The following is a 23,172-nucleotide window of genomic DNA, read 5'->3' as shown; positions in this document are numbered from 1 at the left end:
GCAGCATCGTTTTTGTGTCTCGAGCAGATGCGGCGATGGGCTAGATTGACGAGTCTTTCGACAGCTCAAAGTAGTCGGGATGCAAGGCGATAACCGGGCCCTGTTCCTCGGGCATCAGATGCAGGTGCGTCTCTGCCAGGTAGCTCGCCGCGTCGGTATCGCCCTTCTTAATGGCCTCGAGAATTCGGCGATGCTGCCGACGAATCGGCTCCCAATCCAGATCCTGCGACACCATACGCAACCAGTTGTATCGCTCAAAATGTGTGTTGACGCTCTTCATCCAATCCCACAACATGTGGCGGCCGGCAATCTCAAAACACGTCTCATGGAACAGGTTGTCCAGATCGAAAAAGCGACGCGTTTCGCTATGGTCGAGCGACTCGGACTCGGCAAGAATCCGCTCGAGCCGCTGCTTTTGCTCGGGCGTGACGGCAGAGCAGCATTTAATGAGCACGCTTCTCTCGAGTTTCTCGCGCAAGAAACAGGCGTTCTCGGCGCGCTCCATGCTGATTTTTGAGACATAGGTGCCGCTTTTGGGACGCGTTTCCACCAGCTCCTGCTCACGCAAGCGCACAAAAGACTCGCGAATGGGCGTGCGCCCGATTCCCGTCTCCTTTTCCAGACCAATCGCCGAAAGGCGCGTGCCGGGCTTGAGCTCGGCATAGATGATCTTGGAGCGCAATGCGTTGTATGCCTGATCTTGCAGGCTCTGATTATGCTGGTGTTGTTCCATAAAGCCCTCGGATGAAGCTCACGGTTTGTCGAATTTCACCACGTAATACTATCGCATCGACACGCCCCAGCTCCCAATCAGTCTTTTTGGGACGGGGCTCTTTTAGCTACCCTGGCCCGCAGATCGGCCCCCCTTGCCACAAAAGTGGCCCATCTATTACGTTAACACGGATAGCCTCGGCCATACCGAAAACCGTGAAAACAAAACCGCAGGTAGACAGCTTGTCGATTTTCGAAAAAACCGACTATGGTTGACCCCTGCGGCTTAAACGTAGTAGATAGGCCCTTTTCGTGGCGCAGCACTACTGCACCCCAAATTGGCACCCCGAGCCTGTTATAAGTTGCTGTGAAATACGGACGGTTGATAATCAAGGGTTGAAAATCAAGGCGCGCTATACGGCTTGCTATATCTCACTATACTTTGCTGTACGTCGCTGTACTTTGCTATAACTTGACAATAATCGGCCCATTACCATCCGGGATATAACGGACCCCAAGCCAACGCTGGCTTGGGGTCCGTCTTGTACCATGGCTCTTTTGGACTATGAGCGCTCGTATTTCGTGGCCCGCCCGGTTCCCTGCCTTACGATTGCATTCCGTTCAAGCAGAGATTCGAGTGCCGCCAACGTCCGCATGCGGCTCAGCCCCGTCTGTTTTTCAATCTCGCTTCGCGACATAATTCGCCCGCCCGACAAGGCCTTGAGAACCTGGACCTCTTCCTCGGACCCTTCAAAGGCATCGGTAACGGGCAATGTGACGGCCACCATGCCGCCGCGAACATCAAAAATTGGTTGATTGATCGAATCGCGATAGGCACGTCTAATGCGCGCAATTCCCGTACCAAATTTCTCGATGTAATCCAGCTTTAAGAAGGCCTCTGCAACGATGGGGTTTCTGAGCACGGATATCTGCCCATACAGGTATTGTTCCGTCGTCAAACCGGCGGGCAGCGATCCGGGGGAGGTCACAACGACGCGATCATCGTACAGGGCAATTTGAACGTTCGCTCGAACGTCCCACGTCCGATGCACTAAAGCGTTTGCAACAGCTTCGCGGAATGCCTCAAGAGGAATTCGATCGGTTTGGACGCGCTCCATCCCTTCGATACGCTCATAACGGTAGTAGCGTGCAAACATAGCCACCGCCCTGTCCGCCTGCTCAATTGCGGATACATTTGTCGCCGCCTCGCGATCCAAGATCACATCCTCGGTATCGCCAAAACGGACGCAGTCGATGCCTGGAAAATCATTCTTATCCGCTAAAATCGCCGCGGCATTGGTATAGCCATCCTTGCCGAGCAAGCGGAGCGTACGCAAGATATCCGACGTTAGCTCGGAAATGCCGAGGTGTTCAACACACTTATGCTCGAGCGTATGAAAGCTCAAGTCCTGGCGAGCCGACGTGAGCGCGTCGAACGTTACGTTGCTGCCTTCGAGCGTCAGCCTGCCATACTCAAACCGGTCGACCTCCACCGTTGCCGAATCGTTTCGCCTGTAGGCCTTTCCCTTGCTTCGATAGGGTTTGTCCTGTCCCTCATAAACCGTAAGGATTACGGTCCCGTGTTTCTCATCGGGCTCGAGCGTGTAACGGGGAGCGGGGTCCAAGCTGTCATTAATCATGTTCTCGATGCGGAGACACTCTGCGACCGGATCTGCAAGGCCGACAACCACGCCCTCGTCATCAACGCCAAACTCAATCTTGCCCGTCCCATAGTTTGCATAGGCGCTCACCGTTTTAAGAAACGTCGGCGTAACGCTTTCCTTGTATTCGACTGTAGGGCTCTCTCTAACAACCATATGCACAACCCCCTCGTTTCGTACCATTCATAACCGTATTATAAGACGAAAACCGTTTGCGTACTGATTTATATAAGACGCAAACTGTTTTCGTCTTGATTTGCGTACGGAATTAAGACGCATAATTTCGCTTTCGTATGGCTCAATACCGGACGCAGACTGTTTTCGTCTGTCAATACGTCTGAAATCCAAACGAAAAGAGCCCCGAGCTCGTATGAACTCGGGGCTCTTTGTGCCGCACATCTATGAGAGGAAAAATTCGATGCGTACGGGCGCTACCCCATGAAGCCGCCCTGGGATGGCGGCAACCTCGCCGTTACCCGTCTGATGGGTGTGCTCAAGGCATCCGTTCCCCTCTTTATCGACGTAACGGGCAAAAAAGTTCGTCGAGGAGACCATCCGCACGCACCACGGTGTGGCCGACGCCATTGAGACGCGCAACCCCACCGCCGCTCACGATGCGATGTATCTGCACCTGGTCTACAACCGCAATATGATTGCGGAAGGCACACAAACAAAAGGCATTTAAGGCTCGACAATAATCTTTCTTTGATAAAACGCAGGCAGCGAGCGCTTGCGTTTTATCAAATGGTGCAATGGGGTCAGGTTTACATGCATCAACTTAGCGCAAAGTAACCTGGCCCCCACGCAACAAAGGGTTAACTAGAGCTCGCAGGCAACCTTGTAGCCATCGCCGATGGCGTCGCGAATGTTACCGCACTTGTTGGCATCGCCCAGCACGTGGGTGGCAACACCGGCTGCAGCCAGGTCGTCTGCCAGCTTGGTATTGGGACGATAGCCCATGGCAAGCACCAGCGTATCGGCACCGGTGATGGTGTGGACCTCGCCGTCCTTCTCGTAGCTGATAGCATCCTCGGTAATCTCGGTCACCTTGGCCTCAGTCAGCACGTGGACACCCTTGGAGAGCATGCGCGTGATGAGCACCGCGCGGCCGGCACCGCCCTCGTTGGCGGCGAGCGTCTTGGTCATCTCGATGACGGTGACATCGCGATTGGCCGGCGACAGGTCGTTGACCAACGGGGCCAGGTAATCGGCCGTCTCGCAGCCGACGGTGCCGCCGCCCACGATGACGATCTTCTTGCCCGGAAAAGCCTTGCCGCCCAACAGGTCGTCAGCCGTCATAACCTGCTTAAAGCCCTGCATGAAGGCCGGAGCGATGGGCTCGGCGCCATAAGCTAGGACGACCTCGTAGCCGGCGTAGTCACGCTGAATGTCCTCGGCAGTAAGCTCAGTGCCAAATACGCACGTGACGCCGGCCTCGGCCAGGCGACGGTACTGGTACTTGATCACACGAGTGAGCTCCTGCTTTGCCGGCGGAACGGCCGCGATGCGCATCTCGCCGCCCGGTTCGTCCTGCTTATCCACGAGCACCACGTTATGGCCGCGCTTGGCGGCAATGTAGGCCGCCTCCATGCCAGCGGGACCGGCGCCCACGACGAGCACGTTCTTGGCCTCGGCGGCAGGCTCGTAGCCGGCCTCGTCGCGCTCGACGTCCGGGTTGACGGTGCAGGAGATGCGCTTGCCAAACATGATGCCGTTCAGGCAGCGCAGGCAGCCGATGCAGGGACGGATCTCGTCGGCGTTGCCGGCAGCCGCCTTATTGCAGAACTCGGCATCGCACAGATTGGCGCGGCCCATCATGCAGATGTCGGCGGCGCCGTCCTCGATCAGCTCCTCGGCGATCCAGGCCTCGTTGATGCGGCCGACCGTGGCAACGGGAATGTTGACGTGCTTCTTAATCTCGCGCGAGCAGGCGGCATGCGAGGCCTGCTGCGTACCGGCGGCGGGAATTGCGGAGCCACGCTTGATGGTGGTGCCGCCCGACACATGAATCATGTCGACGCCGGCCTTCTCCAGGCGACGCGAGACGTAGATCATGTCGTTGAGGGTCAGGCCGCCATCGGTGTACTCGTCGCCCGAGATACGGACGTCGATAATGAAGTCCTTGCCGCAGCGCTCGCGAATCTCGGCGATGACCTCGAGCAGGAAGCGCATGCGGGCGTCGAGCGAGCCGCCGTACTCGTCGGTACGCTTGTTGTAGAGCGGAGTCAAAAAGCCGCCGAGCATACCGTGGGCGTGCGCCGCATGGACCTCGACGCCATCGACGCCGGCCTTCTGCATACGCACGGCAGCGTCGCCGAACTGATGCGTGAGCTCGTGGATCTCGTCAACCGTGATGGGACGCGGTGCCTCGCGGGCATAGGACGGGCCCACAAAGGACGGGGCGATCAGGCGCGGCGTGCCTGGAATGTTAAAGGCCATGTAGGCGGGGTGGAAGAGCTGCGGCATGATCTTGCAGCCGTACTCGTGGACGGCCGCGGCGAGCTTTTCCCAGCCGGGGATAAACGTGTCGTCGTAGCAGCACATGTCACCCGGCAGATAGGTATAGGTGGGCTCGACCGTCACGACCTCGGTGATGATGAGGCCCACGCCGCCCTTGGCGCGGGCGCGGTAATGATCGACCAAGTCGTCGGTCACATAGCCATGATCGGCCAGGTTGGTTGACACTGGCGGCATAAAGACGCGGTTCTTGACCTCGGTCGTACCGACCTTGATCGGGCTAAAGAGCATTGGATAGGCAGAAGACTCCATGCAGGCTTCCTTTCGTTTGAGCCGCTCGGCGGCAGTTACTAACGTACTTATCGTATCAGTATCCGCCGCATTCGCACTCGCTCGCACTCCCCACCTTCAATCCCGACCCTCACAAAAAAGTTGCGGTGGAATACGGAGTAGATGAGACTTTTGACAGCCAAAACAGTCCGTATTTCACCGCAACCGATGGGCGGGGTGGAATTGAGGGCTCAGATAGTCAGTCATGCCCTCATCCGCCACTTCCTCACCTACAGCGCGCCGTCCAGCATAAGGTTCACCTTAAGCACGTTGACCGTGGGCTCGCCGAAGACGCCCAGGAATCGGCCCTTGGTGCACTGGGCGATGATCTCGCGCACCTCGTCTTCGCTCTTGCCCGTGGCCTTGGCAAGGCGCGGGACCTGGTACTCGGCGGCATCCGGAGAGATCTCCGGGTCGAGGCCGGACCCCGAACACGTCACCAGGTCGACGGGCACAGCGTCCATATCGGCATCGGAGTTGGCGGCGCGAATCTTCTTCACGCGCGCATCCACAAGCTGCCGATACTTCTCACTCGCCGGGGACAGGTTGGACGGGGCACCATACGCCATGAGCTCGCCGTCTTCGCCTTCGACAATTGACACGTTCTGGATACGACCCCACATGTGGGCTTCGTCATCGAAGTTCTGGCCGATGAGCTCGGAACCCACAACCTTGCCGTCGACCGTAATAAGCGATCCGTTCGCCTGGTACGGAAACGCAAGCTGCGCGACGCCGGTCACCACGAGCGTGTATCCCAGGCCGCAGACGATGGTAAACAGCGCGAACACGCCAAGTGCGCGCGATGCGATACCTTTGAACATACAAACCTCCGTCTACATCATGCCAATGCCGAACAAGGCCAGCAGCATGTCGATAATCTTGATGAATACGAACGGCGCCACGATGCCGCCCAGACCCCACACCAGCAGGTTATGGGTCAACAGCTGGCCGGATGGAACCTCGCGGTACTTGACGCCCTTGAGAGCCGCCGGAATTAGCGCGACGATGACCAGCGCGTTGTAGATGATGGCGGACAGCACGGCCGTTAACGGGTTGGTGAGGCTCAGGATGTTGAGGGCGCCCAGTCCCGAATAGATCGGCGAGAACAGGGCCGGGATAATAGCGAAGTACTTCGCCACGTCGTTGGCCACCGAGAAGGTCGTGAGCGAGCCGCGGGTCATGAGCAGCTGCTTGCCAATACGCACGACCTCGATGAGCTTGGTGGGGCTGGAGTCGAGGTCGACCATGTTGCCGGCCTCCTTGGCAGCCTGGGTGCCCGTGTTCATGGCCACGGCGACGTCGGCCTGGGCCAGAGCGGGCGCGTCGTTGGTGCCGTCACCGGTCATGGCGACCAGGTGACCCTCACGCTGGAACTCGCGGATCTTCTCGAGTTTGCCTTCAGGGGTGGCCTCGGCCAGGAAGTCGTCAACGCCGGCCTCGGCGGCGATTGCCGCGGCGGTGAGCGGATTGTCGCCCGTCACCATGATGGTCTTGATGCCCATCTTGCGCAGGTCGGCGAACTTCTCCTTAACGCCGGACTTGATGATGTCCTTGAGGTACACAACGCCCAGCACGCGGCAGTTCTTGGTCACGACCAGCGGGGTGCCGCCGGCCTTGGCGATGCGTTCGACGGCCTCTTCGCACTCCTGGGAGAACACGCCGCCGGCTGCCTCCACATAGGTGCGCACGGAATCGGCAGCGCCCTTGCGGATCTCATTGCCCTCGTAGTTCACGCCGGACATACGCGTTGCCGCGGTGAACGGGATGAACTCCATGCCCTTATCCTCGAGCGTGCGGCCGCGCAGACCGAACTGCTCCTTGGCGAGCACGACGATGGAACGGCCCTCGGGGGTCTCGTCGGCCAGCGAGGAAAGCTGGGCGGCATCGGCCAGCTCCGCGGGATCGACGCCGTCGACCGGGATGAACTCGGCGGCTTGGCGGTTACCCAGGGTGATGGTGCCGGTCTTGTCGAGCATGAGGATGTCGACGTCGCCGGCGGCCTCGATGGCGCGGCCGGACATGGCCAGCACGTTGGCCTCGTTCAGACGGCTCATGCCGGCGATGCCGATGGCGGACAGAAGGGCGCCGATGGTAGTGGGAGCCAGGCACACGAGCAGCGCCACGAGCGTGGTCACGGCCGTGGGGTTGACCATGTCGTTAAGACCGACCGAGAAGCAGGAGTAACAATACAGGGCCAGCGTGACCAGAATAAAGACGATGGAAAGGGCCACCAGGAAGATCTCCAGAGCGATCTCGTTAGGGGTCTTCTTGCGCGCGGCACCCTCGACCATCGCGATCATCTTGTCCAGGAAGCTCTGGCCGGGCTCACTGGAGATCTTGACGATGATCCAGTCGGACAGCACCGTGGTACCGCCGGTAACGGCAGAGCGGTCGCCGCCGGCCTCGCGGACCACGGGGGCGGACTCGCCGGTGATGGCGGACTCGTCAACGGAGGCAGCGCCCTCGATGACGTCGCCGTCGCCGGGAATCTGCTCGCCGGCGCGTACGATCACCAGGTCGCCGCGCGTGAGCTCGGTGCCGGGAACGACGGTGAAGTGCTCCTTGTCCTCAACGGACTCGATGCGATGGGCCTCGACATCCTTCTTGGCCGCACGCAGAGAATCAGCCTGAGCCTTACCGCGGCCCTCGGCAAGCGCCTCGGCGAAGTTCGAGAACAGGTCGGTGAGCCACAGGATGACCGCGATGGCGACCACATAGTAGGTGGGCACACCCGCGTCCCGCACACCGAAGATGGAAGCGACGACCAGGACGGAGGTCATGACGGCTGAAAGCCACACCAGGAACATGACCGGGTTTTGAATCTGGACGCGAGGGTCCAGCTTGGCAAACGAGTCGCGGACCGCGCGGCCCATCATGTCTTTTTGCATAGTCATAAATCTGCGCCCTCCTTTACGCAATCATCTGGAAGAACTCGGCAACGGGGCCAAGCGCCTGGGCCGGGAAGAAGCTCAGGGCACCGATCAGCAGAACGATGAACACGAGCAGGAATACGAACATGCCGTTGGTGGTAGACAGGGTACCGGCGCTCTCGGCGACCTTACCCTTCTTGGCCAGCGAGCCGGCGATAGCCAGCGTACCGATGATGGGCATGAAGCGGGCGAACAGCATCTCGAGGCCGAGCATGACGTTGATCCAGGGAATGTTGCAGTTCATACCTGCAAACGCCGAGCCGTTGTTGCCGCCGCATGAGGTGAAGGCATACAGCACCTCGGAGAAGCCGTGCGCGCCACCATTGTTGAGCTGGTCGGCAAGACCGGGCACCATGCAGGCGATGGCCGAGCACACCAGAATGGCAAACGGAGTTGCCAGGCACAGGACAACTGCCCAGCGCATCTCGCCCGGCTCGATCTTCTTGCCCAGGAACTCGGGCGTGCGGCCGACCATAAGGCCGGCGATGAACACTGTGAGGATGGCGAAGCCGATCATGCCGTACAGGCCGCAGCCCACGCCGCCGAAGACAACCTCGCCCAGAGCCATCTGGAGCATCTGGACAAACCCGCCCAGCGGGGTGTAGGAGTCGTGCATGGAGTTAACCGAGCCGTTGGAAGCGGCGGTGGTGTAAGCCGACCACGTGGAGGAGGTGACGATACCGAAGCGGCTCTCCTTGCCCTCCATGTTGCCGCCGGCTTGGCCGTCGGTCATCTCGATATTGACCGCTCCGCCATCGGCCAGCTGCGGGGTGCCCGCATGCTCGTTGACGGCGATGATGCCGGTGAAGATCACCAGCAGGATGAACATGGCGGCAAAGATGGCCTTGCCCTGCTTGGTGTTCTTGACGCCGATACCGAAGGTGAAGCAGCAGGCAGCCGGGATCAGCAGCAGGCTGGTCATCTCGATGATGTTGGTGAAGGCACTGGGGTTCTCATACGGATGGGCGGAGTTCACGCCGAAGAAGCCGCCGCCGTTGGTTCCGGACTGCTTGATGGCGACCTGAGGAGCCGCAGGACCCTGGGGCAGGAACTGCTCGGTGACCACGCGCGCGCCCTCGACAACCTTGCCGTCGACCTTGACCGTGTCGCCCTCGATCTGGGCGCCGTCGAGGACGCTCCAGCCGCCGTCTGCATTAGGCTGGACGGCGACGGGCTCTACGAGCTCAGCCTTCTGAGCCGGCTGGAAGTTGGAGATGACGCCACCGGCAGCCAGGCAGATGCCGAACACGAGGTTCAGCGGGATGAGCACATACAGGACGGTGCGGGTGAGGTCGACCCAGAAGGAACCCAAGCTCTGCTCCTTGACCTGACGGAAGCCGCGAATCAGCGCGAACATGACCGCGATACCGGTGCCAGCGGACAAGAAGTTCTGCACGGTGAGACCCATGAACTGCACAAGGTAGGACAGGGTGGTCTCGCCGGAGTAGGACTGCCAGTTGGTGTTGGTTATGAAGGAAGCAGCCGTATTGAACGACAGGTCCCATGGCACACCCGGCAGGTGCTGGGGATTGCCTGGCAAGAAGGACTGAAGCGCTTGAAGTGCCACAAGGACCACGAGGCCGATCCCCGAAAAGACCAGCACGCTCGCCAGGTAGCGCCTACACCCCATCTGCTCTGCCGCGTCGATGCGAAGCAGACGATAGACGCCACGCTCCACAGGAGCAATCACAGGCGACGGGAACGTATGCTCACCATCCATGATATGGGCCATGAACCGACCGAGCGGAACGGCCAGGACGACGAGCACGGCAAAGTACAAGATGTACTGAATCGCAGCGTCCATAGTTTACGAATCACTCCTCATCAGAATGTAGATGTAATAGATAAGGAGTCCAATGCAGACGACTCCGATGATGGGAATGAGGATGTTCATTTACCGCCCCTTTCACGCGCGGTCCGATGTCTCGGACGCCTGCTCTCGCAAGCGCCTGGGGACAGTAAACGCTTCTAGAGATTAAAGAGGCGTGAGGGCCGGGGCTCACGACCTTAAGATGCCGTAAAGATGCAGGTAGAAAGCACTATTGCGGCTGCAGTGCGCCTATACTCGACCTCGCGAGCATACAGTGGCGTCCTCACCGCGTATGCACGCATGGACAACGTTTCAGAAAGGCTACGCTATGCAGCGCGACGCATCGGACACTCGCGTCAATCCAGACCTCATCCTCAAGGCAATTGAGAAAGACGAGGTCGCCGATGACGCTCGAACCAGCCGGGGACACCTCAAGATTTTCTTTGGCTACGCTGCTGGTGCAGGCAAAACCTATGCGATGCTTCAAGCCGCCCACGCCGCCAAGCGGCGAGGTGTCGACGTCGTCGCGGGATACATCGAGCCGCACGAACGTCCGGCAACTGCCCATCTTGCACAAGGGCTTGAGAACGTGCCCTGTAAACTCATCGAGCACAACGGCATTGCGCTCAGCGAGTTCGATCTAGATGCGGCTATCGAACGCGCCCCTCAGCTCATCCTTGTCGACGAGCTCGCCCATACGAATGCGCCGGGGTCTCGCCACGACAAACGCTATCAAGACGTCGAGGAACTTCTACATGCGGGCATCGACGTCTATACAACCGTAAACGTTCAGCATATCGAGAGCCTAAACGACATGGTTGCATCCATCACCGGCGTTGTCGTGAGCGAACGAATCCCCGACCGTATCTTCGATGATGCCGACCAGGTCGAGCTCGTCGACATAGAGCCCGAAGACCTACTTGAGCGCCTTCGCGCCGGCCTCGTCTACCGTCCCGCACAAGCCGACCGAGCGCAACAGCATTTTTTTACCGTCGAGAACCTCACCGCACTCCGAGAAATCGCGCTGCGCCGCTGCGCCGATCGCACCGGCCACCTCACAGACGCCGCACGCGTGCTGGGAAACCGTGACTACTACACCAGGGAGCGTATCTTAGTCTGTGTCTCACCGGCGCCGACCAATCCCCGCATCGTCCGTGCCGCCGCACGCATGGCGAAAGCGTTTCGCAGCGAGCTCGTCGCCCTGTTCGTAGAGAGCCCGCGCACGCAAGCCATGAGCGATGATGAGCGCGCCAAGCTTGCAGCCAATATCGCCCTAGCCGAGCAGCTCGGAGCACAGATGGAGACCGTCTATGGCGACGACATCGCGTTTCAGATCTCCGAGTTCGCACGCCTGTCGGGTATTTCGAAGATCGTCATGGGGCGCACGGGCGAACGCAGCAGCGTCCGTCAGGCCCTCTTCGGCCGCAAATCTCTCGTAGAACAGCTCATAACATTCGCCCCGAACCTCGACATTTACATCATTCCAGACCAGTCGACTCCGCCCTCCCGGCCCAAAGGACGCCGCCGTGCGCTCGCCCTGCAGCCGCCCAGCAGCCGAGACGTGCTTCGCACGCTGGCCTTCTCACTTGTCGCCACGTCGATCGGCACGGCTTTCCGCCATCTGGGATTTGCCGATTCCAGCATCATATCCCTCTATATCCTCACGGCTCTGCTGACCGCCGTCACCACGACGGGGCGTATCTGCACGATCGTATCGAGCGTGCTCTCTGTAGTGCTTTACAACTTCTGCTTCGTCACGCCCCTGTTTTCGCTCGCCAGCTACGACCGAAGCTATCTGGTCACGTTCGGCATCATGTTCGCTACCGCTATGGTCGCCGGCGAGTTAACTGCGCGCATCGCCGACAACGCCCGTACCTCCGCCGAGAACGCATTCAAAACGCGCGTACTCCTCGAAACGAACCAGCTCTTGCAGCAAGCCCATAGCGCGGAGGAGTGCGCCCGCGTCGCCATGAACCAACTCATTAAACTGCTAAAACTCGACGTGGTCTTCTACACCGCCGAACACGGCACGCTCGGCAAGACGCTCTATGAGTCCGCTGGCACCGAAAACCGATCCGCGTCGCTGCTCACCGACTACGAGCGCGCCGTTGCAACCTGGACCTACACCAACAACAAGCGCGCGGGCGCAAGCACGCGGACCCTGCCCGAGGCGCGCTGCCTCTACCTCGCGGTTCGCACCGGCGACAAGGTATTCGGTGTCATCGGCATCGCCCTGGAGGGGCGCGAGACCGAAGCCTTCGAGCATTCGATCGTCCTATCTATCGTAGGTGAATGCGCCTTGGCGCTCGAAAGTGACCGAGCGGCGCAAGAGCGCGAAGAGGCTGCGGTCTTGGCGAAAAACGAGCAGCTGCGTGCCAACCTTTTGCGCTCCATCGGCCACGATTTGAGGACACCCCTCACGGCTATATCCGGATCTGCGGCAATCCTTCGGAAGAGCGACGAGAGGCTCAGCCTCGAACAACGCTGCGATCTTGCCGATGCCATATACGATGACTCCCTCTGGCTTATCGATACCGTGGAGAACCTCCTCGCCATCACACGCGTCGAGGACGGCACCATTCGCCTCAACTTTACATCCGAGCTCATCGACGAGGTCATCGAGGCCGCCCTCAGCCATGTCGCCCAAGCATCGCATGGACGTACCGTCACCATCGAGCACACTGACGACATCCTGCTGGTACGCATCGACGTCCATCTCATCATGCAGGTGCTTACGAATCTCATCATGAACGCCTTCAAATACACGCCCGAGGACTCGACTGTCACCATCAGCGCACGTCGCGAGGGTGCGTTCGTCGTGGTGGACGTCGCAGACGATGGGCCGGGTGTGGCAGACTGCGACAAGCCTCATATCTTTGAGCGCTTCTTCACCTCAAGCAATACGCGGCCCGTGGATTCGCGTCGATGCATCGGCCTTGGGCTGTCGCTCTGCCGCTCCATCGTGGAGGCGCATGGCGGCGTCATCGAAGTTCGCGACAACCACCCCCATGGGGCCGTCTTCCGTTTTACCCTGCCCGCTGAGGAGATCGAGATTCATGAATAATGCCGCTAAGCCACGCATCCTCCTGGTCGAAGATGACCTGACCGTTCAAAACCTCGTTTCGACCGCGCTTGACCTCCACGGTTATGTCGTGAGCAAGGTTTGCGACGGCCAGGCCGCCATCATGGATGCGGTGTCGCACGGCCCCAGCCTCATCATGCTCGACCTCGGCCTTCCCGACATTGACGGTATCGAGGTCATCACGAAGATCCGAAGCTGGTCGGCAGTCCCCATTATCGTCATTTCGGCGCGCACCGAAGATTCCGACAAGATTGCAGCGCTTGACGCCGGGGCAGACGACTACCTCACCAAGCCCTTTTCTGTGGATGAGTTGCTCGCGCGCGTCCGTGCGAATTTGAGGCGCTCCTCGATGGCGTCGAGCGAGTCGACAGAAGCGAGCACGTTCGACAACGGTCCGCTGCATATCGACTACGCCGCGGGATACGCGACGAAAGACGGACGCGAGCTCTCGCTCACCCCAACCGAGTACAAATTGCTCGTCCTTCTGGCGAAAAACGTCGACAAGGTGCTCACCCACACCTTCATCACCCGCGAGATATGGGGCACGAGCTGGGACAGCGATCTGGCGAGCCTGCGCGTGTTCATGCGCACCCTGCGCAAGAAGATCGAGGCAGATCCCTCTCACCCCAAGATGATTCAGACGCACATGGGTGTCGGGTACCGCATGCAACGTCTCTAGCCCACCCCACAAAAAGTTGCGGTGGAATACGGAGTAGATAAGGCCTTTGACAGCCAAAACAGTCCGTATTTCACCGCAACTGATGGGCGGGATGGAGTTAGAGGCGCAAGTAGGCAATCATGCCTTCGACGGCGAGCTTGGCGCCGGCGACGGCATGGACGACCGTGAGCGGGCCGTTAACAATATAGTTAACGATACCCCAAAATGGGTCTTCAACTCGCCGCGCTCGCCCCCAGACGTCCAAGCGCCCCGCGAACGGATGCTCGCGAGGCGCTTGGACGTCTGGGGCCTATTTGACACCGCGGCCCAAGTCTTCGGCGATTTTGTCTACGCCCTTAAGTGCGGCGCAGGTCTTTTTGTTGGAGCAATGTCCCGTGCAAACGCCACCCTGAGCGCAATCGGCGCAGGTGCCTTTGCGGTAGATGCGCACGCACACGGCGACAAACGCAATGCCGATAACAGCCAACACAACAATATCGATAGGTGCCATAGCAAGCCTCCTCTAGTTAACCACCACTTACTTTACCCCATCTTCCACATGCCAAAAGGGGACAGGTTTATTTTGGTCGGTTTTATCTGCGGAAACGCCACATCTCCCTCACCAAAAAGCCCGAGTGTCGCTGGGACACCCGGGCTCGTGGAAAGGGGCTGATCCTTATTCGGACTTAAGCGGAAACTGCAGCGGAAGCGGTGTTGGTCTCGTCCTCGTCGGTCCAAGCGTGCTTGGGCATGGGACGGAAGATCTGGAAGAGCATCGCAACCAGCAGAACGATGGCTACAACCGTCCAAATACCAAACTGGCCAAGGACAAGCAGGTTGTAGAACTGGTTGATGAACAGGCCGATCACCCAGGCAAAGGCGCACTCGTAGCCGATGGCAATCGCGGTCCACTTGCCGGAGTCCATCTGGTTGCGGATAGTGCCCATGGCGGCAAAGCACGGGGCGCACAGCAGGTTAAAGGCGCCAAAGGCAACGCAAGCGCCCATGGTGGGGAACATGCCCGCAAACGCGGTCCACAGGCTCGGGTCGGTCTCGGCGGCGTCGGCAACGGACAGCAGCGAGCCGGCGGTGGCGACGACGTTCTCCTTGGCGACAAGTCCAGAGACAGTCAGCGCGGTGGCCTGCCAGGTGCTAAAGCCGAGCGGGGCGAAGATCCAAGCGACCAGGTTGCCCAGCATGGCGAGCACGGAGTAGTCCATAAACTCCTCAGGGATGCCGTCCATCGCAGGCAGGAAGCCGAAGGAACCGTTGTAGCTACCAAAGTTGGAGAGGAACCAAACCACGACGGTGGACGCGAAGATGACCGTGCCGGCCTTCTTGATAAAGGCCCAGCAGCGCTCCCATACATGCAGCGCCCAAGAGCGGATTGCCGGGAAGTGATAGGCGGGAAGCTCCATAACGAACGGCGTCGGGCGACCGGCGAAGAGCTTGGTCTTCTTGAGCATGAGGCCCGAGGCGATGACGGCAAAGACGCCCAAGAAGTAGAACAGCGGGCTGATCCATGCGGCGGTGGTGGAAGAATCGCCGATGATGGAACCCATGAGCAGAGCGATGATCGGCAGCTTGGCGCCACAGGGAATGAACGTGGTGGTCATGACCGTCATGCGGCGGTCCTTCTCGTTCTCGATGGTCTTGGTGGCCATGACGCCGGGGACGCCGCAGCCCGAGGACACGAGCATGGGGATGAAGGACTTACCGGACAGGCCAAAGCGGCGGAACACGCGGTCCATGATGAAGGCGACGCGGGCCATGTAGCCGCAGTCCTCCAAGAAAGACAGCATCACGAACAGCAGGAACATCTGCGGCACGAAGCCGAAGATGGCGCCCAGACCGCCGACGATACCGTCACAGACCAGCGAATCGACCAGGCCACCGTCCTCGGTGCCGCCCGCCACAAGGGCATCGTGCACCACGGTGGTAATACCCGGAACATAGGGGCCGTACTGTGCCGGGTCGACCGAGTCGGCGGCGTCACCCGCAGCCTCGACAGCTGCGTCGTAGGCGTCGCGGCCCTGGCCGAGCACATACCAACCGTCGGTGCCAAAGAGCTGGTCGTTGGTGAAGTCGGTCACCGTGCCGCCCAAGGTAGAGACGGCAATGTAGTACACGCAGAACATGATGACCACAAAGATCGGCAGGCCCAAGATACGGTTGGTAACCACACGGTCGATCTTCTCGGAGGTGCTCATCTTGGCCGGAGCCTTGGTGAGGCACTCGTCGATGATGTGGGCGATCACGCCGTAGCGCTCGCCGGTGATGATGGACTCGGCGTCGTCGTCGCAATCCTGCTCGCACTGGGCGACCAGCTGCTCGACGCGAGCGGCCTTCTCCTTAGTGAGGTTGATGAGCTTGCAGGCGTCCGCGTCGCGCTCGAACAGCTTGACGGCGTAGTAGCGACGCTTGTTGGCGGGAACGCTCGCCGGCAGATTGTTCTCGATGTGGTCCAGAACGTCCTCGATGGAGGAATCGAACTTGTGCTCCGGCACCTGGCCCTTGGAAGCAGCGGACTTCTTGACCTGCTCGAACAGCTCCGTGATGCCCTTGTTCTTAAGAGCCGAGATCATCATGACCGGGCAGCCGAGCTTCTTGGAGAGCTTGTCCGTGTCGATCTTATCGCCGTTCTTCTCGACCAAGTCGGCCATGTTGAGGGCGACGACCACGGGCAGGCCGGTCTCGATAACCTGAAGCGCCAGGTACAGGTTGCGCTCGAGGTTGGTGGCATCGACCACCTGGACGACGACATCGGGCTCGCCGCTCATGAGGTAGTCGCGCGAGCACTGCTCCTCGGGGCTGTAGGGGGAAAGCGAGTAGATGCCGGGGAGGTCCGTAATCGTGACGTTCTTGTCGCTTAGGAGCTTGGCTTCCTTTTTCTCAACCGTGACGCCGGGCCAGTTGCCAACGTAGCCGTTGGCGCCGGTGATCAGGTTGAAAAGCGTGGTCTTGCCGCAGTTGGGGTTACCCGCCAGCGCGACATGGATCTGAGAATCCGCCATTCAATCCTTCTTCCTTGTGTGCCCGCGCTGCTTTCTCCGCGCGAGCTGGATAATGTGCTTCAAAGTTGCTGCATTAAGTTAGAGAAACCTAACTTTATCTGCAGAAATACTCGCCGCTGGCCCTTACTGGACCTCGACGACGGCAGCCTCCTCCTTGCGGATGGAAAGCTCGTAGCCGCGCACGTTGATCTCGACCGGATCTCCGAGCGGTGCGACCTTTACGACCTTAAACGACGTGCCCTTGATGAGCCCCAGGTCCATAAGGTGACGGCGAAGCGCACCCTCACCGTGAAGCTTGACGATGGTGGAGCTCTCGCCCACCTTAACGTCACCCAACGTCTTCATTTACTTGTCCCCCTTTCGGTTTTTTTAAATGCTGCGGACTAACTGACGGTCATGATGTGCATGGCAACCTTGGAATCGATACCAAAGCGTGCGCCCAGCACCGTGACGATGATATTGGCGCCACTCGAGCTCACCACGTGAATTTCGCTGCCCTCGACAAAGCCGAGGTCCTTGAGGTGGTGCTTCATATCCTCATTGCCCTTTACACGAGACACGCGCACGGTTTCGCCCGCTTTTACCATCGAAAGCGGCATAGCCGGCATCTGCGGTCCGCAAGACATGAGTGAGCTCCTAACGTCAGTTCGTCCTCAACATCGACGCAGCAAAAGTTAACCACGTCTATGTTCGCTACAGTAAACTAGCACGTGGCTAACTTTTTGGAAAGGGTTCCTATTCAGTTTTCGGAAAAGTTTCCTATATGCAACAAAGAAAGATGTGACAAAGGGACTGTCCCTTCGCCACATTGTTGCGCTTTAGAGCGAGAGGTTTCTGATCGACGTGACGCACGAGGCCTCGTCCACGCCCGAAACGCGGAACACGATGTCCTCGCCGCATTCGCCGTAGAGCGCCATGAGCCCCATCACATCGCGACCGTCGGTATGGCGCTCGCCGATACTGACCGATACGTTGCTACGGTGCTTGGCAATGATGTCGTAGAGCAGCGCAACCGGGCGGGCATGCAGTCCCAACGGATCTTTAATCGTCTTTGTAAACTCGACCATGTCCCCTCCCACGACATCGCACATTCGGCCAGCAAACCCAGCCACGTGGTAGTTATTGTACGTTACCGGCGCACCCCCGTCCCACAAAAAACGAGGGAAGGCGCGCGTCCTTCCCTCGTTGCGGGCAATATGTAGCCGCTCGCCTACATCAGGCGCAGGCTGACGTCCTTGAGCTGGGCGCCGGAAACGGCACTCGGAGCACCCGACATGAGGTCGGAGCCGCTGGCCGTCTTGGGGAACGCCATGACGTCGCGGATGGAGTCGGAACCGGTGAGCAGCATGCACACGCGGTCCAGACCCAGAGCGAAACCGCCCATCGGGGGCGCACCAAACTTGAGGGCCTCCATGAGGAAGCCAAACTGCGACTCGGCGCGCTCCTCGGTAAAGCCCAGGAGCTTGAGCATGGACATCTGCATCTCGGCGTTGTGGATACGCATACCGCCGCCGCCGGCCTCAAAGCCGTCCATGACAAAGTCGTAGGTGCACGAACCGGCTGCCAACGGATCGGCCTCGATCTTGGCGATGTCGGTCTCGGTCGGCAGGGTGAAGGGCTGGTGCTCGGCTGCATAGGCCTTGCGATCCTCGTCCCAGTGGAACAGCGGGAAGTTGACGACCCACAGGAAGTCGTGGCCCTCGCGCTTGATCTCGAGCGCGTTGGCCATGTGGGAACGCATGCCGCCCAGGATCTCGTCGGAGAGCAGGCGCGGGCCGGCGGCAAACATCACAAGGTCGCCGGGCTCGACGTCCATGCGCTCGCGCAGAGCAGCCATCTCCTCGTCCGAGAAGAACTTGACGATGGGGCTGTTGATGGAGCCGTCCTCGCGGAAAGCGATCCAGGCCAGGCCCTTGGCGCCAAACGTGGAGGCCACGCCGGCGAGCTTATCGATCTTGGCACGTGCCCAGGCACCGGCGCCCTTGGCGTTGATGGCCTTGACGACAGAGCCCTCCTCGTTTGCAGCAGTCGCAAAGACCTTGAACTTGGAGTTGGCAAAGATGTCGGTCAGGTCGACCAGGTGCATGCCGTAGCGAGTATCGGGCTTGTCGGAGCCATAGGTGTCCATGGCCTCCCAATAGTCCATGCGACGCAGCGGCGTGGGCATCTCGACACCCATGCGGCCGAAGGCGTCGGACAGGACCTCTTCGAGCGCGCTCATAACGTCGTTCTGGTCCACGAAGGACATCTCGATATCGACCTGGGTGAACTCGGGCTGACGGTCGGCGCGCAGGTCCTCGTCGCGGAAGCACTTGGCGACCTGGTAGTAACGCTCGACGCCACCGACCATGAGCAGCTGCTTCAGGAGCTGCGGGGACTGCGGCAGAGCGTAGAAGTTGCCCGGCTGGATGCGGCTGGGGACGATGAAGTCGCGGGCGCCCTCGGGCGTAGACTTGAACAGGGAGGGCGTCTCGACCTCCATGAACTCACGGTTGTGCAGCGCCTCGCGAATGGCAAAGGTAAAGTCGGAGCGCAGCTTGAGGTTGGCCATCATCTCGGGACGACGGAGGTCCAGATAGCGATAGCGCAGACGGGTGTCCTCGCTGGTCTCGATGCCGTCCTCGATCTGGAACGGCGGGGTGACGGACGTATTGAGCACCTCGGCGTGGTCGGTCAGGACCTCGATCTCGCCGGTCGCGAGCTTGGTGTTGGTGGTCTCCTCGCCACGGGCGCGCACGACGCCGTGAATCTTGATGGGCCACTCGGGACGCATGGTCTCGGCGATCTTAAAGGCGTCGCCGTCGGAGTGCTCGGGGTCGAAGGTAAGCTGCGTGATGCCCTCACGGTCGCGAAGGTCGCAGAAGATAAGGCCGCCGTGGTCGCGGCGACGGCTCACCCAACCGGTGAGGGTGACCTCTTCGCCCACGTTCTCGAAGCGAAGCTCGCCGCAGGTACGGGTGTGCATGGAATGCTCATCGATGGGACGGGTCTGGCTCATACCAGTGATCCTCCTTTATGGATCTGTGCCGCCCCGTGTCGTTCCGGGCGGCGTCGTACAGATTTGCCCAGCCTGCGTAAACCGCGCAGCCAGACATGGCGTTCTATCTTATCGCACTCGCGTCGATGTGCCGCGAAAAAGTGGCTCCTGCCCAAAGACTTGACGGAGACGAAACAATTGACGCGCCGCGACACCCGCCCGCGCTCGTCACGTGCGACAATATGCCCCAATAAAACAGCACTCGGAAAGGCCCGCCATGACTGCACGCCTCATCGTTATGGATATCGACTCCACGCTCATCAACCAGGAGGTCATCGACCTGTTGGGCGAAGAGGCCGGCGTGGGCGAGCAGGTGGCACAGATCACCGAACGCGCCATGCGCGGCGAGCTTGACTTTAAGCAGGCGCTCGAGGAGCGCGTGAGGCTGTTCGCCGGCCTGGACGAGAGCGTGTTCGAGCGCACCTTTAAGCGCGTGACATTTACCCCCGGCGCGTTGGAGCTTGTGCGCTCGGCACACAGCAAGGGTTGGAAGGTCGGCGTCGTGAGTGGCGGCTTTCACGAAGTCGCCGATAAGATCGTGGCCGCCGCGGGCATCGACTTTTGCCTGGCCAATCGTCTGGAGGTCGTGGACGGCAAGCTCACCGGTAAGTTGGCTGCCGACATTGTGACCAAGGAGTCCAAGCTCATCCAGCTGCTGGACTGGGCAGTTGAGTGCGGCGTCGATATGGCCCACACCGTCGCGATCGGCGACGGTGCCAACGACATCCCCATGATTCAGGCCGCGGGCACGGGCATCGCGTTTTGTGCCAAGCCCAAGACGCGCGAGGCCGCCCCGTTTGCCATCGACGAGCGCAATCTGATGCTCGCCATGGACATCATCCTGCGCGACTAGCCAATCCGTCTAGCAATTGAATCAGTCTGTCCTATAGTTTCCGAACAATTCTGTCTTAGTGTTCGGAAACATACCCTTTGAGTGCTAAACTTTGCGCCGTCGAAGGGAACATATATGGATAAGCGAGATCTAGAGCAGCTGCTGAGCGATGTTGCCGGCGGAGCAGTCACCCCTGCCGACGCCCTCACGCGCATCCAGACGGCTCCGACCGCTGATTTGGGCTTTGCGCAGCTCGACCTTTCGCGCGGGGTGCGCCAGGGAGCCGGCGAAGTTGTCTACGGCGCCGGTAAAACCGCCGAGCAAATTGCCGCCATTATCAAAGCATTACTCGATGCCGGCCAGGAGCGCATCCTGGTCACGCGCCTGGACGACGAAAAGGCAGCCCGCACCTCGGAGCTCCTCGGCAACGGCATCGACCTGGGATATGTCCCGGACGCCCAGCTCGCCCTCGTGGGTGGCAAGCCCTCCCCCAACGGCAACGGACGCATCGTCGTCGCCTGCGCCGGCACGAGCGACCTGCCCGTCGCCGAAGAGGCGGCACTGACGGCCGAGTTCTACGGCAACGAGGTCGATCGCCTCTACGACGTGGGTGTCGCCGGCTTGCACCGCCTGCTCGCTCATGCCGAGGAACTTGCCCAGGCGCAGGTGGTCATCGCCATCGCCGGCATGGAGGGCGCCCTGGCGAGCGTCATCGGAGGCCTTGTGAGCTGTCCGGTCATCGCCGTCCCCACCAGCGTGGGCTATGGCGCGAACTTTGGCGGCATGGCCGCACTGCTCGCCATGCTCAACTCCTGCGCCAGCGGCGTTTCGGTCGTCAATATCGACAACGGCTTTGGCGCCGCCTATCAGGCAAGTCTTATCAATCATCTGAGCGCCGGCACGTCCTGCGCCCGCTAAGGAGCATTTCATGTCCAACCATCAGCACACGCTTATCATCGACGGCACCTCGGGCATCAGCGGCGACATGACCGTCGCGGCCCTGCTCGACCTGGGTGCCAGCGAGGAGCATCTGCGCGACCAGCTCGCCACGCTGCCGGTCGGCGGCTTTGAGATTGCCGTTACACGCGTAAACAAGCATGGCATCGACGCCTGCGACTTTGATGTTCAGCTGGCTGAGGAGCTCGAGAACCACGACCACGACATGGTCTGGCTCTACGGCAACGAAGCGGGCACCGAGCACACACATGAGCATGAGCACTACCATCATGATCATGGCGAGCACGAACACGAGCACTGCCACGAGCATGACCATGAGGCCCACGGTCATGGCCACGAGGGTCACCATCACGCCCACCACCATCACCACCGTTCTTTGGCGGATGTCACCGCCATCATCGATGACTCGCAGCTAAGCGATGGCGCCAAGCGTCGCGCGCTCGCCATCTTTACCGCGCTCGCCGCCGCCGAGGCCAAGGCCCACGGCAAAACGCCCAAGACCGTCATGTTCCACGAGGTGGGCGCCGTCGACTCCATCGTCGACGTCTGCTCTGTCGCCATCTGCCTCGATGACCTTGGTATTGAGGACATCGTGGTCGAGTCGCTCTCCGAGGGTCACGGTACCATCCGCTGTGCCCACGGTCTCATGCCCATTCCCGTCCCCGCTGTCGTCAACCTGTGCCAGGCGGGCAATATCGCCCTCACGCCCGCACCGGTCGCCGGCGAGCTCGTGACGCCCACGGGTGCCGCCATCGTCGCCGCACTGCGCACGTCCGAGCACCTGCCAGCCCGCTACCGCATCGAGGCCGTCGGCTACGGCGCTGGCAAGCGCCCCTACGAGGGCTGCTCTGGCACGCTCCGTTGCCTGCTTGTTCACGTGGATGCATAGCTATGGATGCCCGCAAGGCAAAAAGCCGCGCCGCCATCGTCGCGGCGTTCTCCGAGCTGCTGCGCGAAGAGGACTACGGCAAGATCACCGTCGGCGACATCATCGCTCGCGCCCATGTGGGTCGGGCCACGTTCTACGGCCTCTTCAAGAGCAAAGATGACCTACTGTCCGAACTCGTGAGCGACATCTGCACCCACGCCCTCGACGACGATGGCACACCGCTCGATGATCCGCTCGTACAAGTCGAGCATATCCTCAACAACCTCTGGGAACGCCGCCAGGGCGTACGAGCCCTCGTAGCCGGCGCCGGTTCACGCGTCTTCGCCGACTGCTTACGCAAGACCATCATGTCACGAGCAGCCGGAACCGTCCCCACCGACCCAAACGGCCCCGCCGCCACCATGGACCGAAGCTTCCTACTACACCACATAGCCTCAAGCTTCGTAGGAATGGTCCAATGGTGGGCCTGGCACAACTTCCAAGCCGACAAAGCCGACGTAGCCAAAGATTACCTATCAGCCATACAGCCCCTCTTCAGCTAAGTAAGCCCCCATCCCAAAGCGCCATCCCAGCAAAGCGCCCATCCCTTCCCCAAGTCACGTTTTCTTGTAAGGGCACCCAAAAACAAAGCGCCCCTCCCATCCATATTCAGATATATATGTTGGGTTGCTTGTTCCAACGCGACTAAGATCCCGCAGCTGGCCGCATGGGGTAACTTCCCAGCGCATTCCGCAGGACGAAAGAACCCCCGCCGCACGAAGTGTGAACTGCGCCCCAATTCTTGGACGGGCTAATAAGCGGCCT

At 60.3% G+C, this 23,172-nt stretch carries 18 protein-coding genes; 6 read left to right on the top strand and 12 right to left on the bottom strand.

What is annotated here, in order from left to right; genetic code table 11:
* Positions 1 to 40: 40 nt before the first annotated feature.
* The 6 genes from DWZ52_RS08270 to kdpA all read right to left on the bottom strand — a co-directional run bounded on the left by DWZ52_RS08270 (position 41) and on the right by kdpA (position 9,893).
* Complete coding sequence (locus tag DWZ52_RS08270; RefSeq protein ID WP_117583366.1) at positions 41 to 733, bottom strand: GntR family transcriptional regulator; 693 nt, start codon at positions 731 to 733, stop codon at positions 41 to 43.
* Positions 734 to 1,274: 541 nt separating this feature from the next.
* Positions 1,275 to 2,528, bottom strand: coding sequence for an ATP-binding protein (locus tag DWZ52_RS08265; RefSeq protein ID WP_117583367.1), 1,254 nt, complete (start codon positions 2,526 to 2,528; stop codon positions 1,275 to 1,277).
* 663 nt (positions 2,529 to 3,191) lie between these two features.
* Complete coding sequence (locus DWZ52_RS08260; protein ID WP_117583368.1) at positions 3,192 to 5,141, bottom strand: NAD(P)/FAD-dependent oxidoreductase; 1,950 nt, start codon at positions 5,139 to 5,141, stop codon at positions 3,192 to 3,194.
* 248 nt (positions 5,142 to 5,389) lie between these two features.
* Positions 5,390 to 5,980: a potassium-transporting ATPase subunit KdpC gene (kdpC, locus tag DWZ52_RS08255; protein ID WP_118385318.1), complete on the bottom strand. Its 591-nt coding sequence runs from the start codon at positions 5,978 to 5,980 to the stop codon at positions 5,390 to 5,392.
* A 12-nt stretch (positions 5,981 to 5,992) separates the two neighbouring features.
* A complete protein-coding gene (kdpB, locus tag DWZ52_RS08250; protein WP_118385317.1) occupies positions 5,993 to 8,053 on the bottom strand; it encodes a potassium-transporting ATPase subunit KdpB in 2,061 nt (686 codons plus the stop codon).
* Between the two features lie 16 nt (positions 8,054 to 8,069).
* On the bottom strand, positions 8,070 to 9,893 hold the full coding sequence (gene kdpA, locus DWZ52_RS08245; RefSeq protein ID WP_118385316.1) for a potassium-transporting ATPase subunit KdpA: 1,824 nt from the start codon (positions 9,891 to 9,893) through the stop codon (positions 8,070 to 8,072).
* Positions 9,894 to 10,227: 334 nt separating this feature from the next.
* On the opposite strand from kdpA, the gene DWZ52_RS08240 reads away from it, so the two are divergent.
* Positions 10,228 to 12,963: a sensor histidine kinase KdpD gene (locus DWZ52_RS08240; protein WP_118385315.1), complete on the top strand. Its 2,736-nt coding sequence runs from the start codon at positions 10,228 to 10,230 to the stop codon at positions 12,961 to 12,963.
* Positions 12,956 to 13,660, top strand: coding sequence for a response regulator (locus DWZ52_RS08235; protein ID WP_117647985.1), 705 nt, complete (start codon positions 12,956 to 12,958; stop codon positions 13,658 to 13,660). Before DWZ52_RS08240 ends, DWZ52_RS08235 begins: the two co-directional genes overlap by 8 nt.
* 289 nt (positions 13,661 to 13,949) lie before the next feature.
* Here the strand turns inward: DWZ52_RS08235 and DWZ52_RS08230 are convergent, their stop codons facing one another.
* The 6 genes from DWZ52_RS08230 to aspS form a co-directional block, all read right to left on the bottom strand.
* Positions 13,950 to 14,150 carry a hypothetical protein gene (locus tag DWZ52_RS08230; RefSeq protein WP_117799996.1) on the bottom strand — a complete coding sequence of 67 codons (201 nt, stop codon included), beginning with the start codon at positions 14,148 to 14,150 and terminating at the stop codon, positions 13,950 to 13,952.
* 175 nt (positions 14,151 to 14,325) lie between these two features.
* The gene (locus tag DWZ52_RS08225) at positions 14,326 to 16,653 is read right to left on the bottom strand and encodes a ferrous iron transporter B (protein WP_118385314.1); all 2,328 of its coding nucleotides are present in this window, start codon (positions 16,651 to 16,653) and stop codon (positions 14,326 to 14,328) included.
* 123 nt (positions 16,654 to 16,776) lie between these two features.
* Positions 16,777 to 16,998 (bottom strand): FeoA family protein, encoded by a 222-nt coding sequence (locus DWZ52_RS08220; RefSeq protein WP_006234774.1) that lies wholly within the window; start codon positions 16,996 to 16,998, stop codon positions 16,777 to 16,779.
* Positions 16,999 to 17,036: 38 nt separating this feature from the next.
* Positions 17,037 to 17,279 carry a FeoA family protein gene (locus DWZ52_RS08215; protein ID WP_233514447.1) on the bottom strand — a complete coding sequence of 81 codons (243 nt, stop codon included), beginning with the start codon at positions 17,277 to 17,279 and terminating at the stop codon, positions 17,037 to 17,039.
* 192 nt (positions 17,280 to 17,471) lie between these two features.
* Positions 17,472 to 17,720, bottom strand: a complete 249-nt coding sequence (locus tag DWZ52_RS08210) for an HPr family phosphocarrier protein (protein WP_158572434.1) — start codon at positions 17,718 to 17,720, stop codon at positions 17,472 to 17,474.
* Positions 17,721 to 17,863: 143 nt separating this feature from the next.
* A complete protein-coding gene (gene aspS, locus DWZ52_RS08205) occupies positions 17,864 to 19,651 on the bottom strand; it encodes an aspartate--tRNA ligase (protein ID WP_118385312.1) in 1,788 nt (595 codons plus the stop codon).
* 256 nt (positions 19,652 to 19,907) lie between these two features.
* On the opposite strand from aspS, the gene serB reads away from it, so the two are divergent.
* The 4 genes from serB to DWZ52_RS08185 all read left to right on the top strand — a co-directional run bounded on the left by serB (position 19,908) and on the right by DWZ52_RS08185 (position 22,910).
* Positions 19,908 to 20,543 (top strand): phosphoserine phosphatase SerB, encoded by a 636-nt coding sequence (gene serB / locus DWZ52_RS08200; RefSeq protein WP_118385311.1) that lies wholly within the window; start codon positions 19,908 to 19,910, stop codon positions 20,541 to 20,543.
* Between the two features lie 114 nt (positions 20,544 to 20,657).
* Positions 20,658 to 21,440, top strand: coding sequence for a nickel pincer cofactor biosynthesis protein LarB (larB, locus tag DWZ52_RS08195; RefSeq protein WP_118227178.1), 783 nt, complete (start codon positions 20,658 to 20,660; stop codon positions 21,438 to 21,440).
* Between the two features lie 10 nt (positions 21,441 to 21,450).
* On the top strand, positions 21,451 to 22,368 hold the full coding sequence (locus DWZ52_RS08190) for a LarC family nickel insertion protein (protein WP_118385310.1): 918 nt from the start codon (positions 21,451 to 21,453) through the stop codon (positions 22,366 to 22,368).
* Between the two features lie 2 nt (positions 22,369 to 22,370).
* On the top strand, positions 22,371 to 22,910 hold the full coding sequence (locus tag DWZ52_RS08185; RefSeq protein WP_118385309.1) for a TetR/AcrR family transcriptional regulator: 540 nt from the start codon (positions 22,371 to 22,373) through the stop codon (positions 22,908 to 22,910).
* Positions 22,911 to 23,172 lie beyond the last annotated feature (262 nt).

The sequence above is a fragment of the Collinsella sp. AF33-16 genome (genome assembly GCF_003475325.1).
Lineage (GTDB): Bacteria > Actinomycetota > Coriobacteriia > Coriobacteriales > Coriobacteriaceae > Collinsella.
The sequence above is the reverse complement of the archived record's forward strand: the minus strand, read 5'-3'. Positions and strand labels throughout refer to the sequence as shown.

Excerpts from the sequence above, each read along its gene's own strand:
- DWZ52_RS08215 (WP_233514447.1), bottom strand. The coding sequence starts at position 17,279 with ATGTCTTGCGGACCGCAGATGCCGGCTATGCCGCTTTCGATGGTAAAA.
- DWZ52_RS08265 (WP_117583367.1), bottom strand. The coding sequence starts at position 2,528 with ATGGTTGTTAGAGAGAGCCCTACAGTCGAATACAAGGAAAGCGTTACG.
- DWZ52_RS08185 (WP_118385309.1), top strand. The coding sequence starts at position 22,371 with ATGGATGCCCGCAAGGCAAAAAGCCGCGCCGCCATCGTCGCGGCGTTC.
- kdpC (WP_118385318.1), bottom strand. The coding sequence starts at position 5,980 with ATGTTCAAAGGTATCGCATCGCGCGCACTTGGCGTGTTCGCGCTGTTT.
- DWZ52_RS08240 (WP_118385315.1), top strand. The coding sequence starts at position 10,228 with ATGCAGCGCGACGCATCGGACACTCGCGTCAATCCAGACCTCATCCTC.
- DWZ52_RS08235 (WP_117647985.1), top strand. The coding sequence starts at position 12,956 with ATGAATAATGCCGCTAAGCCACGCATCCTCCTGGTCGAAGATGACCTG.
- serB (WP_118385311.1), top strand. The coding sequence starts at position 19,908 with ATGACTGCACGCCTCATCGTTATGGATATCGACTCCACGCTCATCAAC.
- DWZ52_RS08270 (WP_117583366.1), bottom strand. The coding sequence starts at position 733 with ATGGAACAACACCAGCATAATCAGAGCCTGCAAGATCAGGCATACAAC.
- DWZ52_RS08190 (WP_118385310.1), top strand. The coding sequence starts at position 21,451 with ATGTCCAACCATCAGCACACGCTTATCATCGACGGCACCTCGGGCATC.
- DWZ52_RS08225 (WP_118385314.1), bottom strand. The coding sequence starts at position 16,653 with ATGGCGGATTCTCAGATCCATGTCGCGCTGGCGGGTAACCCCAACTGC.
- DWZ52_RS08210 (WP_158572434.1), bottom strand. The coding sequence starts at position 17,720 with ATGGTCGAGTTTACAAAGACGATTAAAGATCCGTTGGGACTGCATGCC.
- larB (WP_118227178.1), top strand. The coding sequence starts at position 20,658 with ATGGATAAGCGAGATCTAGAGCAGCTGCTGAGCGATGTTGCCGGCGGA.
- DWZ52_RS08220 (WP_006234774.1), bottom strand. The coding sequence starts at position 16,998 with ATGAAGACGTTGGGTGACGTTAAGGTGGGCGAGAGCTCCACCATCGTC.
- aspS (WP_118385312.1), bottom strand. The coding sequence starts at position 19,651 with ATGAGCCAGACCCGTCCCATCGATGAGCATTCCATGCACACCCGTACC.
- kdpB (WP_118385317.1), bottom strand. The coding sequence starts at position 8,053 with ATGACTATGCAAAAAGACATGATGGGCCGCGCGGTCCGCGACTCGTTT.
- DWZ52_RS08230 (WP_117799996.1), bottom strand. The coding sequence starts at position 14,150 with ATGGCACCTATCGATATTGTTGTGTTGGCTGTTATCGGCATTGCGTTT.
- kdpA (WP_118385316.1), bottom strand. The coding sequence starts at position 9,893 with ATGGACGCTGCGATTCAGTACATCTTGTACTTTGCCGTGCTCGTCGTC.
- DWZ52_RS08260 (WP_117583368.1), bottom strand. The coding sequence starts at position 5,141 with ATGGAGTCTTCTGCCTATCCAATGCTCTTTAGCCCGATCAAGGTCGGT.